This window comes from Pseudomonas sp. ICMP 3272, assembly GCF_001466905.1.
GTDB lineage: Bacteria > Pseudomonadota > Gammaproteobacteria > Pseudomonadales > Pseudomonadaceae > Aquipseudomonas > Aquipseudomonas amygdali.
On record NZ_LKEK01000053.1, the window covers coordinates 140,116 to 155,504 of the forward strand.

The window sequence follows — 15,389 nt, forward strand, 5'->3', positions numbered from 1 at the left end:
TAACACTGGATTCAACTGCCCAGTGCGCGACTTATGGCGATAAATCCAGGGCCCGCCAACACGATCAGCAGGGCTGGAAACAGAAACACCATCATGACCACCGACATCTTTGCCGACAGTTTGGAAATATATTCCTGCAGGCGGGTCAGGCGTCGGTCGTCAATCAGTTGCTTGAGCGTGAGCAGAGACTTCAATGCGCCGCCGCCCTGATGAATCAACTGATTGAGGATCACACATGTGTCACTCAATTCGTCGACGGCCAGCAAGGCCGCGGTTTTTCGCAGTTCTTCGCCCAGTTCCAGGCCGGAGTCGACTCGCACCAGCACCACACGAATTTCCTCGGAGAGCACCGGCAGCAAGTCTTTACCTTCAAGACTCAGCACGCGTAGCGCCTGCTCGACGGCCATGCCGGACTCGAACAGGATGCGCAGCAACGGGATAAACGTAGAAATTTCCACCACCACCTGTTTCTGGCGGCGCTGAGCGACGGCCGCGAGAATTCGTTTGGGCAGCAGATAGCCGATTCCCAAGGCAAATACCGGCGCTATGAGCGGCTGCTCGACGCCTTTGAAAAGCAGCAGTTGGGCCAAAATGACCACGACCATCAGGCCGACCGGAACGCCGACCTGGCATGCGGCAAACAATGAGCGTTTGCTGGCGCGCCGCCAGCCGATTCGATTGAGCAACATCTGGGTTTCCGAGTCCAGGCTGATGCTGCGCTGGCCAATGCGGGTATCGCCGAGCAACCGCAACAGGCTGCCGATGCGGCTTTCGCGAATCACCTGGCCCCTCAATCGTCTTGCCACCAAGCGTTCGTTACGGCGTTGCCGAGCCATGCCGGACAGCAGCAGAAATGCGGCAGCGGCGAGCATCACGGCAGCGAGTAACAATTCCATCTCAAATGCTCCTCAACATGCGCCACAGCACCACACACCCTGTTGCCTGCAGAACGAAGGCCATGCTCAACATGATCTTCCCGCTGTCATCGTTCCACATATGCAACAGATAGCTGGGGTTCACAGTCAGAAAGTAGCCGGCCATGCCGACCGGCAGCAGCGCCAGCACTAGCGCTGTCATGCGGGTTTCTCCAGTCATTGCGCGCAATTGGCGACCGGCCTGTTCCCGGTCACGAATCAGCTTGATCAGGTTTTCCATCAGCTCGCTGGCATTGCCGCCATATCGATGATTGACCCGCAAGCCAAGGGCAAACAGATGAAACTCGTCGCGTTCATACAGCTCGGCGAAATCCCTCGCGGCATCCGGCAGGCTGACGCCCAGTTGCACGTTCCGCTCGATACGGCTCATGCCGTCCTTGAGTGGCTGATCCGTTGCTTCGATGCCGTGCAGCACCGCGTCGGCGAGGGTTCTGCCTGATTTGAGGCTGCGTACGGTATGGTCGAGCAGTTGCGGCAATTGCTGGATCATGCGGCGCACACGCACCTCATAGCGCCACGACACAAACAGGCGCAGGGTCAGCGGCACCGCCAGCAGCGCGCTGACCGCGCCGATGCCGCCGCCCAGTCCGTAGCCGATCAGAATCAACAAGGCATAGAGCGACAAAGCCAAGCCCATGCGCTCGGTCGGTCGACCCAACCCTGCACGCAAAAAGGCCCGATCCAGGTAGGTCCATCCAGCCTTTTCAACCACAGGCTGAACCTGTCCGGCGGTCAGACGCTGCCTGACCCGTTCGCTGGCGCCCTGATTGAGCGCGAGGTAGAACATGCGAATGGACGCAGTCAGCAGCAGCAAGGAGATCAGGCCGAGTACCAGTGATGCATTCATTGCGCCGCCTCCCTGAGCACGTCAGTAGCCTGGCCGCAGCTTATCGCCTGCGGCGTGTGCAGCTTCGCGCATGAAGCCGACCCCGGTGCGGCGATCAAGGCGGAACAATGTATTGGTGACATAGATGTCATCGCGTATGCCGACTACCTCCACCACTTCGCTGACACAGCGTCGGCCATCAGGCAGGCGCGCCAGCTGGATAATCACATCCAGCGCCGCGCAGACCATCTGGCGCAGGGTTTTTTCCGGTATCAGTCGCCCGGTCAGGCCAACCAGCGTTTCCAGGCGCAGCAGAGCATCCTGAGCATTGTTGGCGTGAACCGTACTCATGGAACCGTCGTGGCCGGTGTTCATCGCCGTCAATACATCGAGCACTTCGACACCACGGATCTCGCCGAGGATGATGCGGTCCGGGCGCATCCGCAGCGAGTTGCGAATCAGGTCGCTGGCGCGCACCTCGCCATGCCCCTCGGCATTGGGCGGGCGGGTTTCCAGACGCACCACGTGCGGGTGGCTGAGCTGAAGCTCGGCAACGTCCTCGATAGTGACCAGGCGCTGGTTGCTGTCGATCAACTGGCTCAGAACGTTGAGCATGGTGGTCTTGCCTGTGCCGGTACCGCCGCTGACGAGGATGTTGCAGCGCTTGCCGACCGCTTCCTGAAAAAACTCGAAAATGGATTGATCAATGGTTTGCATGGCCACCAGATCTGCGCTCTTGAGCATGTCCTTGCGAAATTTCCGGATCGACAGGCAAGGGCCGTCCAGCGCAATCGGCGGGATGATGGCATTGACCCGGCTGCCGTCGGGCAGGCGCGCATCGACCATGGGCGAAGATTCATCCAGGCGCCGCCCGAGTGGCGCGAGGATGCGCTGCATCACGCGCTCGACGTGGTGTGAGTCGATAAAGCGCAGATCGGTGTGGTGCAGCACACCATCGCGTTCGACAAACACCTTGCCCGGCCCGTTGACCAGAATTTCCGTGACCGACGTGTCGCGCAGCAACACTTCAAGCGGGCCGAAACCGGTCAGCTCATCGACCAGCTCTTCGGCCAGTCGCTCCATTTCGTAGCGCGAAATAGCCAGCCGCAATCGCGCGACGTATTCGGCCACCTTGTCGATGACAAATTGCGCCAGCGCCGGTCGTGAGCCTTCGAGCAGGTTTTTGCCGCTTTCTTCGATGCCATCGATGATGTAACGGTGCAGCACCAGTTTCAGGCCTTGGCCGTCATCTGCCTGCCCGCTGCCACGCGACGAGATGCCAAACAGTTTTTCCGCCATTACCTGTTCCCCCACAGTCGAGCGAGCCAGCCCTGATCGGGTTTATCGTGAGCCTCGGCATTGCGTGCCAGATGCTCGCCAAGCCGACGCAGCCCGGAACACAACGCGTCGCGTGAGGCCAGCTCGAACAGCGTCACTCCCTGGTTTTTGGCGTTGAGGCGCAGCTCTGGTGCCAGCGGCAATACGGCCTGCACCGGCAGGCCGAAGGTCTTGGCCACGGTTTCCGAATTGGGTGCGACCGAGCGCTGATAGCGATCAATCAGCAGGCTGGCGTGTTGCATTCTCATGCCTTTCTCACGCCAGTTATTAAGCACCGTCAGGTTACGTCGACAGCCCAGTACGCTCTGGTCGGCGTACCACAGCAACTGATCGCAATGGCTGACCAGCGAGCGCAGTGCCTCGCTGTCCGGCTGGCCCACGAGGTTCACGACCACATGTTGAAAATGCTGGCGCAGGGCGCTGAGCAGCATATAAAGCTCCGCTGCGCTGGACTGCTCCAGATGATCGTCGGCTTCGCTGTACGCCAGAATGCGCAGACCACTTTCACTGGTGGTGAACGCACTGTCGATCAGCGTTGCATCGAGCCTGCGCAAGTGGCGCAGGGCATCGCCAAAGCTGAATGTGGATTCAAGGCCGAGCATCAGCAGGCTGTCGCCGCGCGGCAGGCCGAGGTCCAGCAGCAGCGTGCGTTGCCCGGTCTTGTGCACCACCATCGCCAGGTGCGTCGCGATCAAGGCTCCGTCGTCATCGCCTTGCGCGCCATACAGCACTGACAGGCCGCTCATGTTCGGGTTGGGCGTCACGGCAGGCAAGCGCTTGCTCAAACGTCTGACCAGGCCGGCGACCTCGCTCGAACGAGAGCCGTAAGCGACGAAATCCCGCGCCCCGGCACGCATCGCGTTGAGCACCAGCTGGTTATCCATACCGTCGCCAAGCGCGACGATGGCCAGCATCGGCTTGGCCTCCAGCGCACTCTCGATCAGGGCGCTCTGGGTCATCAGATGCTCACGGTCCAGCCCGACGAACACCACGCTGGCAAAGGTCACGTCCACCAGAGCGAGCAGATCGTCGAGGCTGCCGGTGCCTGCGCTGACCACCTGGCCCAGTGAGCCAAGGGCACTCTGCAGCCATTCCAGATCAGTATTGTTTCGAGTGATTGCCAGGAAGGTCTGGCTCAGGCTCTGGCTCATTTGGATAACCCGTCGCGGCGGTCGAAGTCGCCGTTTTCCAGAAAATACAGGCGCGGAAAGCTTGGGTCGTAGGTGCGCAGCCCCTCACCCGGCAGCGAGGGCAATTGCGCGTTGGCAGCCAGCGGTTGAACCAGGTGCGGGGTGACGATCATCAGCAGTTCGCGTTCATCGCGCTGGATTTGCGAGTTGCGGAAAAACGCGCCGAGAATGGGGATGTCACCCAGACCGGGAAATTTGCCTACCGAGCCGACGTTGCTGGAGCTGATCAGCCCACTGACCACAAAGCTTTCTCCGTCGGCAAGCGCGATACTGGTGTCGGTACGCCGGATGTTGAGCGCTGGCACGTTTGTGCCAGCGATGGTGATACCAGCAGAGAAATCCAGTTCGCTGACTTCCGGGGCAACTTTTAGCAGGATTCGGTCACGACCCACTACTGTCGGCGTCAGGGTCAGGCGTACGCCAAACTCCTTGTACTCGATGGAAATACCATTGCTCTCGCCATTGGGCACAGGCACCGGGAACTCGCCACCGGCCAGAAAGCTTGCACTTTGCCCATTGAGCGCAACAAGGCTGGGTCGTGCCAGGGTGTAGGCGTAGCCGCTGTTTTCCATGGCATTGAGCATGCCCAGCACCTTGCTGCTGCCACCTCCCCAGACAATATTGAAATTGCTGTTGTTCAGCGGAATGCTCGGCCTTGTGCCACTCACCGTACCGGGGGTGACGTTGACGCCGGGAACCGTGCCAGGCGCGCCGAACAGAAAGTTGTTCGAGCCCTTGCCGAATATCGAGGTACTGGCCTCCTTGAGTTTGGTGCGGCTGACTTCGATAAAGCGGATGTCGGTCTGCACCTGGCTGGGTAACTCGGAATCAGCAGATGGCGCAGGGACGGTCTCTACCATCGACGCCGTGGCCCGACCGCGCACGAACACCATGCTCTGGCGCGGAGCGGTGGCGCAGGCGGTCCAGACCATCAGGCTGGTGGTGCCCTGCGCAACGCCGGTCAACAGAAAGCCATCGGTGCCGTTGACATGCACATCGGCGATTTTCGGGTCGCCCACGGCAATGCGGGTGATGGCCACAGGTGAGCGCACTTCCTGCTGAATGCCTTGATCGATTTCCACCGCCGCTGGCATTGCAGCAAGTCCTGCACAACTGCCGGAAGCGGCCCAGGCTGATTGTGCAGACAGCGCCGCCAAGGCTAACGCCAGCAGCCGGGGTTTTATTACTGGCACGGAACAACAGCTCATCAAATGCAATCCTTGCTCAATCAGGGAGTTTGTTGCGTGATCTGGTTACCGCGTATGACCTCGACTGCGCGAGGCGTGCGAGTGGCTGCGCCCTGTGTCGGCGAGTTGGCCGGGCCCAGGCTCAATTGTCTGAAGCTGACCAGTTGGCGGTTGGCAGAGTCCAGTCGTTCGGCGGCATCACGGCTACCGGCTTCGCTCGCCCAGTAATTCTGAAGGTTGCCCTCGTCGGTGCTGCGCACGGCCAGACGCAGGACACCGGTTTGCGACGCCAGCATCAGCCGTGCCAGCAAGGCTTCCGGTACCGCGACGGTGACGGTTCGCGCGTTGATCCGCAGCTGTTCCTGTTTAAGGCGTTCGTCAGCGTTGATGTCCTGCACCGGCTTGCCGTTGCGATCCGGGCCGAGCAGCCCGCCAACCCCGAGAACTCGCAGGGCGGGTACGACCACCTGGCTGGAGCGATTCAGGTTGCTGGTGTCCTCGGGCAGGTAAAGCAGCACATCCACATAGTCGCCTGGGCTGAGCTGCCCGGATGCGCCAATCACCTCGTCAACCTGCAACGCCAGCGCTCGTTCATGAGGGCGAATCATCCGCGCCAGTGTGCCGCCTGCTTCAAAACTGTTCTCGCTAAGCCAGGTTCCGGCCGTCAGTGTTCGCCAAGTGCTGCGGCCCACCAGTTTGTCGATGTGCTCGAAACTTCCAGGCGGAGCGACCTTGAGGCGCTCTACGGTCAGGTCTTCAGCCGTGATGGGGGTATAGGCCGGTACGTCCCGGGCCAAAACCACGACGTTGTGGCGCAGCGCATCCTCGACGGGCGGAGTCGGGGGCGTTTGAGTCGATATTTCGGTGGCGACAGGCACCGTGGGCTGAGTGACAACTGCAGGTGCCTCGGCCGGTTTGCTGACGGCGATTCCCAGATAACCGGCAATCAACGCCCCCAGCAAAAACAGGACAGCAAGCACCATGGTAATGCGACTGCTCATGGCAACGTTCCCTTTGTCATTGCAGGACAACTTCAAACCGGTGCGACAACTTCGCAATGTGGCGCGGCGGACGACGTTCCCGTCCGTTATGTGACGTTAGCTCAAGACACTCAGAATGCCATTGTGCTTTGGTATAAAAATGCTGTTGCGTGAACAACATAGCGTTTGACCACGCCAGACGCAGGGGATGGCCAGTCTTATAACTTTCCGGTTAATGCTTTATTGAGATTGTGGGTTTACGTATTGGAGACAATGCTGTGCAGGCAGACGGTTTCGCATGTGATACGCATGTTCGCGCCTAGAAGGCACAAGGAGAAATGAGATGTCCCTTACACGGCTATACGTAGGTACCTATATCCGGGTTAAATCCTTTATCAAAGACCGTGAAGCTGCTTCGGGTATAGAGTACGCCTTGATCGCAGCGATGGTTGCAGTGGCTATCGTCGCTTTTGTTCCCACGATAAGCGGCAGGATCACTGCAATGTTTACAACTATTCAGAATGCGTTGTGAGTTGAGCACAGATGGAGATATGTCAGTAGATAGCCTTTTTCAACAGGAGTAATCTGGATATCCTGATCGCATTTATTCACGTTTAAAGGTGTCAAAATGGCTGTCCATCCTACCCGCCAACAGCTGCTGTTGGTTGATGACGAAGAGGACGCGAACGAGGAGCTTGCAGAACTGCTCGAAGGCGAGGGGTTCTGCTGTTTCACGGCGTCGTCCGTGAAAATGGCCCTGCACCAGCTGACAGCCCATCCGGATATCGCGCTGGTGATTACCGATCTGCGGATGCCGGAGGAAAGCGGTATCCAGCTGATCCGCCACCTGCGCGAGCACACGTCGCGTCAGCACCTGCCTGTCATCGTGACCTCTGGGCACGCCGACATGGACGACGTCAGCGACCTGTTGCGCCTGCATGTGCTGGACCTGTTCCGCAAACCCATCTACCACGTTCGTCTGCTGGAAACGCTCAACAACCTGTTCCCCGAGCCGAAAATCTTTCAGGTTCAGTGACCACAGCGTTTTCGTAACCTTCACTCCACCACGCTGAATTCAACCCTCGCGGTCTGGCCGCTTTCGTCCAGTACGCTTAATTGATAACGGCCCGGCTTGCTCAGGGTCGGGGTGAAGTCTTGCCGGATGTTGGTGTCCGCCAGTGGCGCGCCGTCAATGAACCACCAGCGATGTCCGCTGCCGCCCAGGGCCGAGAGTCTGAGGCGCAGCGCCTGACGGCTGCTCGCTGGCAGGCGCAGGTTATCGCCTTCGCGCACGCCGACGATGCTAAGCGGCGGTGCCAGGTTGAGGTTCTGTGGCGGGCAGTCAGGGTCGGCGGGTGGCAGGCGGGCTTCGCGTCGTTCAGCCCTGGGCAGCCAGGGTTCCAGAGGGGCAGGCCAAAGCGCGATGTCCTGCGCTTGAGCGTCCGGGCAACCGGCCGCCACGCGTAACCCCTTGGCGTTGATCCAGACACGTTCCTGCAAGCCCAGGCCGAGCGGCTGATCGGCCGCCTGCAAGGTTGGCGGCGTGGTGCCGTCCAGTGTCCAGGCGAAACGCTGGCGACGGCAGTTCGGGTCGCTTTTGCTCATCGGTTGACCCAGCGGCCAGCAGATCGCTGCCACGCCGACATTCAGCGGCACCGGTTGCACCGGCGCAGCGATCCCGCGCTGGCTGTCGCGATTGACCAGCACATCATGAACCTGAAGCATCAGTGGCGCTGCCGACGCCAGCCCGAACTGCCCCGGCACCGGTGTGCCGTCCGGGCGACCGATCCATACACCGACCAGAAAACGCGGCCCCACACCAATCGCCCAGGCATCGCGGAAGCCATAGCTGGTGCCGGTCTTCCAGGCCAGTTGCGGGCGCTGTACCAGCTCGGCGCGCGGGTCTATGTCCGGACGCGACTGGCCGCTGAGGATGCGCCGGATGATCCATGCGGCCCCTGGCGACATCATCCGCCGTTCGCGCAATCGGTCCTGCGGTTGCAATCGAACATCGGCGCTTCGCCCGCCACGAGCGAAGGCGCTGTATCCCGTCACCAAATCCTCCAGCCGACTGCCCGCACCTCCCAGAATCAGCGCCAGATTCGGCTCGGCCAGCGGCGGCAGGGTCAGCGGTACGCCGCCATTGCGCAGTTCGGCGGCGAAGCGCTTCGGTCCATAGACCTCCAGTAACTGTACGGCAGGCAGGTTGAGCGACATCGACAGCGCCGAACTGGCCGCGACCGGCCCGCCGAAGCCGGTCGAAAAGTTGCCCGGCCGGTAGTCGCCATAGCGACGCGGGACGTCCTGCATCAGTGATTCGGAGTGGATCAGCCCGGCATCCATTGCCATGCCGTACAGGAATGGCTTGAGGGTGGAGCCGGGCGAACGCAGCGCCGTCACCATGTCCACATGCCCGAAGCGTTTGGCGTCGTTGATGTCCACTGAACCCACATAAGCGCGCACGGCCATGTTTTCTGCCTCGACTACCAGAATCGCTGCCGAGGTCCGTTCCGGAAGGCGCGCGCGCCAGCCCATCAGCAGGTCTTCCATGCGCCGTTGCAGTGAGGCATCCAGCGTGGTGCGGATCAGCGGCGGACTATTGGGGCGATTAAGGCGTCTGGCCAGCAGCGGCGCAAGGCTCGGTTCCTGTCGCGGTGCCAGCCATAACGGCTCTTCCAGAGCCTCGTCCACGCTCGCTTGCGGCCACACCTGAAACTCGGCGAGACGCCTCAGGACCTTGTCGCGGGCAGCTTGCGCCCGTTGTGGATGACGGTCCGGCCGCAGCCGACTGGGTGCCTGTGGCAGCACCGCGAGCAATGCAGCCTCTGCGCGAGTCAGATTGTGTGGGGATTTGCCCAGATACGCCCAACTGGCGGCCGCCACCCCTTGCAACGTGCCGCCAAATGGCGCGCGATTGAGGTACAGGCTGAGGATTTCATCCTTGGACAGGTGCCACTCAAGCTGCAAGGTGCGCCACAACTGGCGAAACTTGCCGGATAAGGTTCGCGAGTGCGGGTCGAGTAGCCGTGCCACCTGCATTGACAGCGTACTGCCACCGGATACCACGCGCGCGCCACTGAGGTTTTGCCAGGTGGCGCGCACCAGCGCCAGCGGGTTTACGCCAGGATGGCTGTAGAACCAGCGGTCTTCGTAGGTCAGCAGTGCTTCAAGGTAATAAGGCGAAACCTGCTCGTTGCTGACCGGATAGCGCCACACGCCATTGGCATCGGCAAAGCGCCACAGCGGTGTGCCGTCCTCGGCCAGCACGACGCGGGCCAGATCGTCTTTGGGCAGTGGCAACGGCCACAGGCGATCCGCCAGCCAAAGCAGGGCGATCAGCAGCATGATCGCGCCTGCCAGCCACTTGAGTTTTTGCCGCAGACGCAGAAGAAATTCAGGTTTCAACGCAAAGAGCCTTTATGATCCACGGAACCTGACACGCCTTGCGACGGCCAAAGCGGACAGATCATTTTCTTCACGACCCCAATCAGGACGTACATATGCAGGTAGAAGGCTTTTTTGAATGGCTCGGGCAGGCCATCGGCGCGGTGATTCGCTTCTTCGTCGACGGTCTGGCGTGGTTGTTCAACGGGTTTACCCATGCTGGAGGAAATTTTGTCGATGGCCTGTCCCGCACGCTGGGCATGGACACTTCACTGATCAGCATCGTCGCACTGATCATCGGCCTGATGCTGCTTTACTCGGCTGTCCGGGCATTCATGCGCGCCTCGATCATCCTCGGGATCATCTGGCTGGCGCTGGGCCTGTGGTTGCTGAGCTGGATCATTCATTGATGCGCTAACTCCGCCCCCACGCTGTAAGCGCGTGCCTTTGTGGGAGCGAACGTGTTCGCGAAGGCTTTATTCCTGACGATACATCTTCAGCGAATGTACCGGCCCTTTCGCGAACAATGCGGATCGCCGCCCCGGTCGCTCCCACAGGTACGCATTCCAACCAACCAACCAACCAATCAGTCAGCGATCATTTGCCCTTTACCACCATCTGCGCGGGTGCATCGCCCAGCGCCTGCCAGTTCGGGCGGTACATCGATTCGACCTGCGGCGGCGGCACGCGGTACGTACCCGGCGTGACTGCGCGGGCCAGGTAGAGCAGGTGCACGGTGCTGCTGCCGTCGATATCCAGCGCCGCCACGTAACGATCACCGCGGTATTCCTGATGCTTGATCCCGGCGTTTTCCATCGATTCGCGGATCGTCTTCACTTCTTCACTGGCGTCTTCCAGGCTTGCCGAGCTTTGCGCCAGGTTCTGGTTTTCCAGTTCCAGGCCCGCAGGCAGCAGGTCCACCACCAACGCATCCGGTACGCGCTGTTTGGCACCAATCTCCAGATGCACCAGCACCAGTTGCCCGGTTTTCAAGGCGCCGACGTTCAGTGGCGCGCCGCTCAGGCTCAGGTATTCGCGACGAATACTCAGATTTTCGCCACCGGCCGCAGGCGCCTGGGTTGGATAACCGGAGACGGTCAGTTGCTGATAGAGCGGCTCGCTGCCTTGATTGTGTACTGAAAGCGGCGAAGCCAGCAGTGCACCGTCCAGCTTGAGGCCCGGCTGTTTGTTGCTCAGCTCGCGGGTTTGAGTGCCGCTGGCGAGGCTGGCGGTCCAGTCCTTCTCCGCCTTACCCAGCAGGTTACGACCGGCAAGGAACAGCGAGTTGCTTTCCTGAGTGGACAGGTAGCGATTGGCGGCCACTTCATCGGCCAAGGCAAACAGGCGCTCGTCACGCCTTTCCTTGGCGAGATCATTTTCTTCCAGCAAGGCCAGAATCAGCGCCTGATCACGCAGCGAGCTGCCGTAGTCGGCCAGCCATTCATTTTTGCGGCTGACTGCCAGGCCGGCGCTCAGGGCCAGATCGGCACGCGGTTTGTCGCCCATCTTCTCCAGCGCAACCGCCAGTTGCACCAGCGGCAGCCCGGAGCGGGCGTCACTGCGTCGGTCGAACAGGCTGCGCAAGGCCGCTAGCGGAGCCTGTTGGCTGCGTGACAGCACCAGCCCCGCATAGGCTTGCACGGCGAAGCGCGTATGTTCGGCGTTCTGGCTGTAATTGACCTGAATCTGGCCGGCATCCTGCAGATAACGCAACAGGCGTTCACTGGCTTTCTTCAGCGCATCCGGCGGCACGGCAAAGCCCTGATCGCGGGCGCGCAGCAGGAAGTCGGTGACATAGGCGGTCAGCCAGTATTCCTCGTCGCTGTCCGAGCCCCAAAGGCCAAAGCTGCCGTTGTAACGTTGCATGCCCAGCAGGCGCTCGATGCCGATCTCGACCTTGCGCTTGCGTTCGGCATCCGGTTCGCCGCTCAGGCCCAGACGCTTGAGGGTCGCCGCGTCGGCATACAGCGATGGATACAGGCCGCTGGCGGTCTGCTCCAGACAACCGTAAGGGTAGGCCTTCAATGCCCGAATCTGTTCACCGATGTTCAGCGGCGGACGGCTCGACAGCGACAGCATGGCTTCGCGACCGGCAGGCTCGAAGGCTTCAAGTGCACCGTCCGGCAGGCTCCAGCTTTGCTCGTTGAGAGTGGCGCGATAATGCCTGAGCATCGCCGGGTAGGCAGGGCGCACACCGATGCTCCACTCGCGAGTGAAGGCGGGCAGGGTTTCACCGGGCAGGTCCAGACCTTCGATCAGCACTTTGATTTTGCCCTGACCCAGTCCACCCTGCGCCAGTACCGGCACTTTAAGGGTGACGCGCTGCCCCTCTTTGAGTTGCAAGGGTTTGCTCTGATCGCCGCCAGGAATGCTCAACTGGCCTTCAGCGCTGATCTTCACGTCCAGCTTCTGTGCTTTGCCCGACAGGTTGGAGACGTCCAGCGCGACGCTGGTCTGGTCGCCACCTGCAAGGAAGCGCGGCGTCGACAGCTCGGCGATGATCGGCGCAGCCACCACGGTTTTCGCCTCGGCCATGCCGTAGCGGTCGTCGGTCCAGGCCTGAGCCATGACCCGCAGTTCGCCGTTGAAGTCTGGAATGTCGACACTCGCTTCGCCTTCACCCGCGTCGTTCAGGGTAACCGGCGCGCTTTGCAGTGCCACGATGGTCACGCTGGTGTCCGGACGCTTACCGCCTTTGGCCAGCGCATCACCACCGAACGCCATGCTGGCCAGACGGCCCTGACCGGCTTCGATCAACTGGCCGTAGATGTCCAGTTGGTCCGCGCCATACTGCTTGCGGCCAAACAGGCTGGCAAACGGGTCGGGCGTGGCGTAGCGGGTGATGTTGAGAATGCCGACGTCCACTGCCGACACCAGCACTTGCACCTGCCTTGGCACGCTGCCATCGGCATTTTTGGCGACAATCTTGAGTTTAAGCGGCTGTTTGGGGCGCATTTTCTCCGGTGCGGTGACCGTCAGCGCCAGTTTGCGTTGCGCACGATCCAGCGGCAGGTGCAGCACTCCCACTGCGCGTTTCGGTGTGACGTTGGCCTTGCGCTCGCCGGGGCGTATGACCAGAGCGGTGACGTACAGATCGTGGCGCGCCCATTTTTTGTCCAGAGGGATTTCATACGATTTGCCCTCGGCCGGCACGTCGATTTCCTTCCACCACAATGGGCCTTCGCTGGACTCGACCAGCAGATAGCCCTTGCCCGCAGCGGGTGGCGTGACGGTCACAGTGGCGGTGTCGCCGTCGTTGTAGGCCGGTTTGTCCAGCGCCAGCTTGACCTGATCCGGCCTGACCGCGCCGCCATCGGTGTTGTCCTGCCAGCGATAGCCCGCCCAGAAGCGCAGGCTGCTGACCATACCGGTGGACGGGTCTTCCACTTCGACACGGTAAGGGCCCCACTCGACCGGGAAGCTGATTTTGGCTGTCGAGTCCTTGGTGATGTTGAGGGTTTCCTCGTTCAGGTTGAGGAATTTCTCGTTGAAGTGGTAGCTCCAGCCATCGTTGGCCGAATAATTCCAGTAGTAGTCGCGGCGCTCACGAATCAACCTGACTTTTACATTATCAGCGGCCAGTTTGTTGCCAGCGGCATCGGCCATCACGATTTCAAATTCGGCCGGGCCGTCGCCGTTGGTCTGCGCTTCGCCCTTGCCGGCTTCGTCGTCGTAGTCATCGCTGCCTGTACTGCTGCCGAACAACGCACGCACGCCGGGCAAGTGCTCGGCAGGCCAGATCGGCTGCACCAGACGACGGGTGATCGGACGCCCGCCGGACTCTTGCAGGCTGGCTTGCAGAATCAGTTGCAGTGGCGATTTGGCTTGCGCCCATTCGCTCTGCACGGCAAGCGTCGAGTGGCCTTCGGCGTCGAGCGTAACGGGCTCCAGCTCCAGGTCGTGCTTGAGGTCTTCTTCGGTGATCGAACCGAACTGATAGCCCGGCAGTTTCGGCACGGCTTCGCGCAGCGGACGCACGTAGACCTGACCGGTCAGGGTATTGCCCGAGGCGGGCGCGCCGTACAGGTAGCGGCCAGTGATATCGAACTCGGGGTTGTCAGCAGGCGCAACCGGTGTGTCGCTGCCCTTGAGTTCCAGAGCCAGGCGCTCGGGCAGGAAGTCTTCAACCTTGAATTCATAAAGCTGCGGTTTGCTGTCGCCCAGGTCGAACACCAGTTGCCAGCGACCGGTGGGCGCTTCGTCGGCGAGTTGCAATTGATACTGGTAGAACCCGCTGCTGTCGGCTTCCCAGACGAATTTGCGGCTGACCTGATCATCGGGGCGGCGCACTTCGACGGTGATGGGTTGTGGCTTGACGTGCTTGCCGTCGCTGTCACGCAGCAGGCCGTTGAGCAGCACGGTTTCACCGGGGCGATACAGGTCACGCGGGCCGAAAATGAAGAATTGCAGCGGATGAGCCTGCGGGCCGGAGATGTCGAACTCGGCCAGGTCCAGCGCCGAGCTGTTCAGGCGCAGCATGCTGGTCTGTTCGTCCTTGTGCGCCAGCACCACTGCGGCCTTGGCTGGCAGCGGCAGTTGAGTGTGGCCGTCGCTGTCGGTCTTGCCCTGGGCGACAACCTTGCCGCTGTCGTCGTACACGTCGATGCTAACATCGCTCAGCGCCTTGCCGCCCTCGAGCGCCTGAGTGAAGACGTCCAGACGGTTGCTGTAACGGTGTACCGACAGGCCGATATCACTGAGGGTGAACAGGGTGGCCGGCTGCGAGTAGCTGTAGGTCCCCGAAGCGCGCATGACCGCCAGATAAACACCCGGCTGTTGCAGGGGTTTGATACCGGCAATCGGCAGCAGCAGGGTCTCACGGGTATTGCGCGCAGGCTTGAGGTCGAAACGGCCGCTGTAGACCAGTTCGGCCATGGGCAGCAGTTCTTCGGAGCTGTAGCTGGACAGGCTCGACGCGCCGTCCCACTGGGCGAGGAAGTTGGGCATCGAGTCGGGTTTGACGCGGAAGAATTCGACATCCACCTTGTCGACGTTCAGGGCGATGACCGGCAGGCCCTCGGCCAGACGCGTCGGCAACAGGCTGCCACGGCTGGCGAAGCCGACGGTGGCTTGCAGGTCACGGGTTTCCAGACGGCTGATGTATTCGGCTGCGAGTGTGGCCTTGTTGACGGCCTGCAGGCCGGCATCGACGGTCAGCACCAGCTTGCGCTGCGGCTCCAGGTGGCGCAGGCGCAGTTCCATGAGGTTGTCCGACAGCTCCCAGGCACCGTCGACCTTGCCGTTCTTGCTGTCCACCAGATGAAGTTTTTCGCCGAACTTCTGTTCCGGATCGAGCGGCACGGAAAAGCTCACCGACAAGGCGCTTGCACCGTCGATCTGGATTTCCGACACGTCGATGACGGTCAGTTCGCGTCCTGCGTAGCGCTTGCTCAGCGCGGCGAGGTCGACTGCGGGTTTGGGCTTTGTATCGGTAACCGCTGCCTGAGTCGTGGGTGCCGCGGCTGGCACAGGCTTATCCTGAGAGGAGGAATCACAGGCGCTCAGCAACGCAAGCGCGCAAGCCAGAAACAATCCTTTGTTGAACATGG

Annotated in this window: 11 protein-coding genes; 3 read left to right on the forward strand and 8 right to left on the reverse strand. The window is 61.2% G+C overall.

The window, feature by feature from the left end:
• Positions 1-11 precede the first annotated feature (11 nt).
• From AO068_RS14120 to cpaB, 6 genes are read right to left on the reverse strand one after another with little or no spacing between them, the layout of a single operon-like run.
• Positions 12-896, reverse strand: coding sequence for a type II secretion system F family protein (locus AO068_RS14120; RefSeq protein ID WP_058408670.1), 885 nt, complete (start codon positions 894-896; stop codon positions 12-14).
• Between the two features lies 1 nt (position 897).
• Entirely contained in the window at positions 898-1,782 is an 885-nt protein-coding gene (locus AO068_RS14125) for a type II secretion system F family protein (protein WP_002555364.1), read from the reverse strand.
• Positions 1,783-1,803: 21 nt separating this feature from the next.
• Positions 1,804-3,060 carry a CpaF family protein gene (locus tag AO068_RS14130; RefSeq protein WP_005746717.1) on the reverse strand — a complete coding sequence of 419 codons (1,257 nt, stop codon included), beginning with the start codon at positions 3,058-3,060 and terminating at the stop codon, positions 1,804-1,806.
• Complete coding sequence (locus tag AO068_RS14135) at positions 3,060-4,250, reverse strand: AAA family ATPase (RefSeq protein WP_002555362.1); 1,191 nt, start codon at positions 4,248-4,250, stop codon at positions 3,060-3,062. Before AO068_RS14135 ends, AO068_RS14130 begins: the two co-directional genes overlap by 1 nt.
• Positions 4,247-5,497 carry a type II and III secretion system protein family protein gene (locus tag AO068_RS14140; protein ID WP_058408671.1) on the reverse strand — a complete coding sequence of 417 codons (1,251 nt, stop codon included), beginning with the start codon at positions 5,495-5,497 and terminating at the stop codon, positions 4,247-4,249. Before AO068_RS14140 ends, AO068_RS14135 begins: the two co-directional genes overlap by 4 nt.
• Positions 5,498-5,517: 20 nt before the next feature.
• Entirely contained in the window at positions 5,518-6,477 is a 960-nt protein-coding gene (cpaB, locus tag AO068_RS14145) for a Flp pilus assembly protein CpaB (RefSeq protein WP_058408672.1), read from the reverse strand.
• A gap of 322 nt (positions 6,478-6,799) precedes the next feature.
• On the opposite strand from cpaB, the gene AO068_RS14150 reads away from it, so the two are divergent.
• Together AO068_RS14150 and AO068_RS14155 are read left to right on the forward strand one after the other, a co-directional pair.
• On the forward strand, positions 6,800-6,988 hold the full coding sequence (locus tag AO068_RS14150) for a Flp family type IVb pilin (protein ID WP_002555359.1): 189 nt from the start codon (positions 6,800-6,802) through the stop codon (positions 6,986-6,988).
• A 96-nt stretch (positions 6,989-7,084) separates the two neighbouring features.
• Complete coding sequence (locus tag AO068_RS14155) at positions 7,085-7,492, forward strand: response regulator (protein WP_002555358.1); 408 nt, start codon at positions 7,085-7,087, stop codon at positions 7,490-7,492.
• Positions 7,493-7,512: 20 nt separating this feature from the next.
• On the opposite strand, the gene pbpC is transcribed toward AO068_RS14155, so the two are convergent.
• Positions 7,513-9,861, reverse strand: a complete 2,349-nt coding sequence (gene pbpC, locus AO068_RS14160; protein ID WP_058408673.1) for a peptidoglycan glycosyltransferase PbpC — start codon at positions 9,859-9,861, stop codon at positions 7,513-7,515.
• 95 nt (positions 9,862-9,956) lie between these two features.
• Between pbpC and AO068_RS14165 the strand changes: the two genes are divergently transcribed.
• A complete protein-coding gene (locus AO068_RS14165) occupies positions 9,957-10,250 on the forward strand; it encodes a hypothetical protein (protein ID WP_002555356.1) in 294 nt (97 codons plus the stop codon).
• A 187-nt stretch (positions 10,251-10,437) separates the two neighbouring features.
• Here AO068_RS14165 and AO068_RS14170 read toward each other — a convergent pair whose 3' ends face one another.
• Entirely contained in the window at positions 10,438-15,387 is a 4,950-nt protein-coding gene (locus AO068_RS14170) for an alpha-2-macroglobulin (protein ID WP_058408674.1), read from the reverse strand.
• Positions 15,388-15,389: the final 2 nt, after the last annotated feature.

Excerpts from the sequence above, each read along its gene's own strand:
- AO068_RS14120 (WP_058408670.1), bottom strand. The coding sequence starts at position 896 with ATGGAATTGTTACTCGCTGCCGTGATGCTCGCCGCTGCCGCATTTCTG.
- AO068_RS14125 (WP_002555364.1), bottom strand. The coding sequence starts at position 1,782 with ATGAATGCATCACTGGTACTCGGCCTGATCTCCTTGCTGCTGCTGACT.
- AO068_RS14130 (WP_005746717.1), bottom strand. The coding sequence starts at position 3,060 with ATGGCGGAAAAACTGTTTGGCATCTCGTCGCGTGGCAGCGGGCAGGCA.
- AO068_RS14135 (WP_002555362.1), bottom strand. The coding sequence starts at position 4,250 with ATGAGCCAGAGCCTGAGCCAGACCTTCCTGGCAATCACTCGAAACAAT.
- AO068_RS14140 (WP_058408671.1), bottom strand. The coding sequence starts at position 5,497 with ATGAGCTGTTGTTCCGTGCCAGTAATAAAACCCCGGCTGCTGGCGTTA.
- cpaB (WP_058408672.1), bottom strand. The coding sequence starts at position 6,477 with ATGAGCAGTCGCATTACCATGGTGCTTGCTGTCCTGTTTTTGCTGGGG.
- AO068_RS14150 (WP_002555359.1), top strand. The coding sequence starts at position 6,800 with ATGTCCCTTACACGGCTATACGTAGGTACCTATATCCGGGTTAAATCC.
- AO068_RS14155 (WP_002555358.1), top strand. The coding sequence starts at position 7,085 with ATGGCTGTCCATCCTACCCGCCAACAGCTGCTGTTGGTTGATGACGAA.
- AO068_RS14165 (WP_002555356.1), top strand. The coding sequence starts at position 9,957 with ATGCAGGTAGAAGGCTTTTTTGAATGGCTCGGGCAGGCCATCGGCGCG.
- AO068_RS14170 (WP_058408674.1), bottom strand. The coding sequence starts at position 15,387 with ATGTTCAACAAAGGATTGTTTCTGGCTTGCGCGCTTGCGTTGCTGAGC.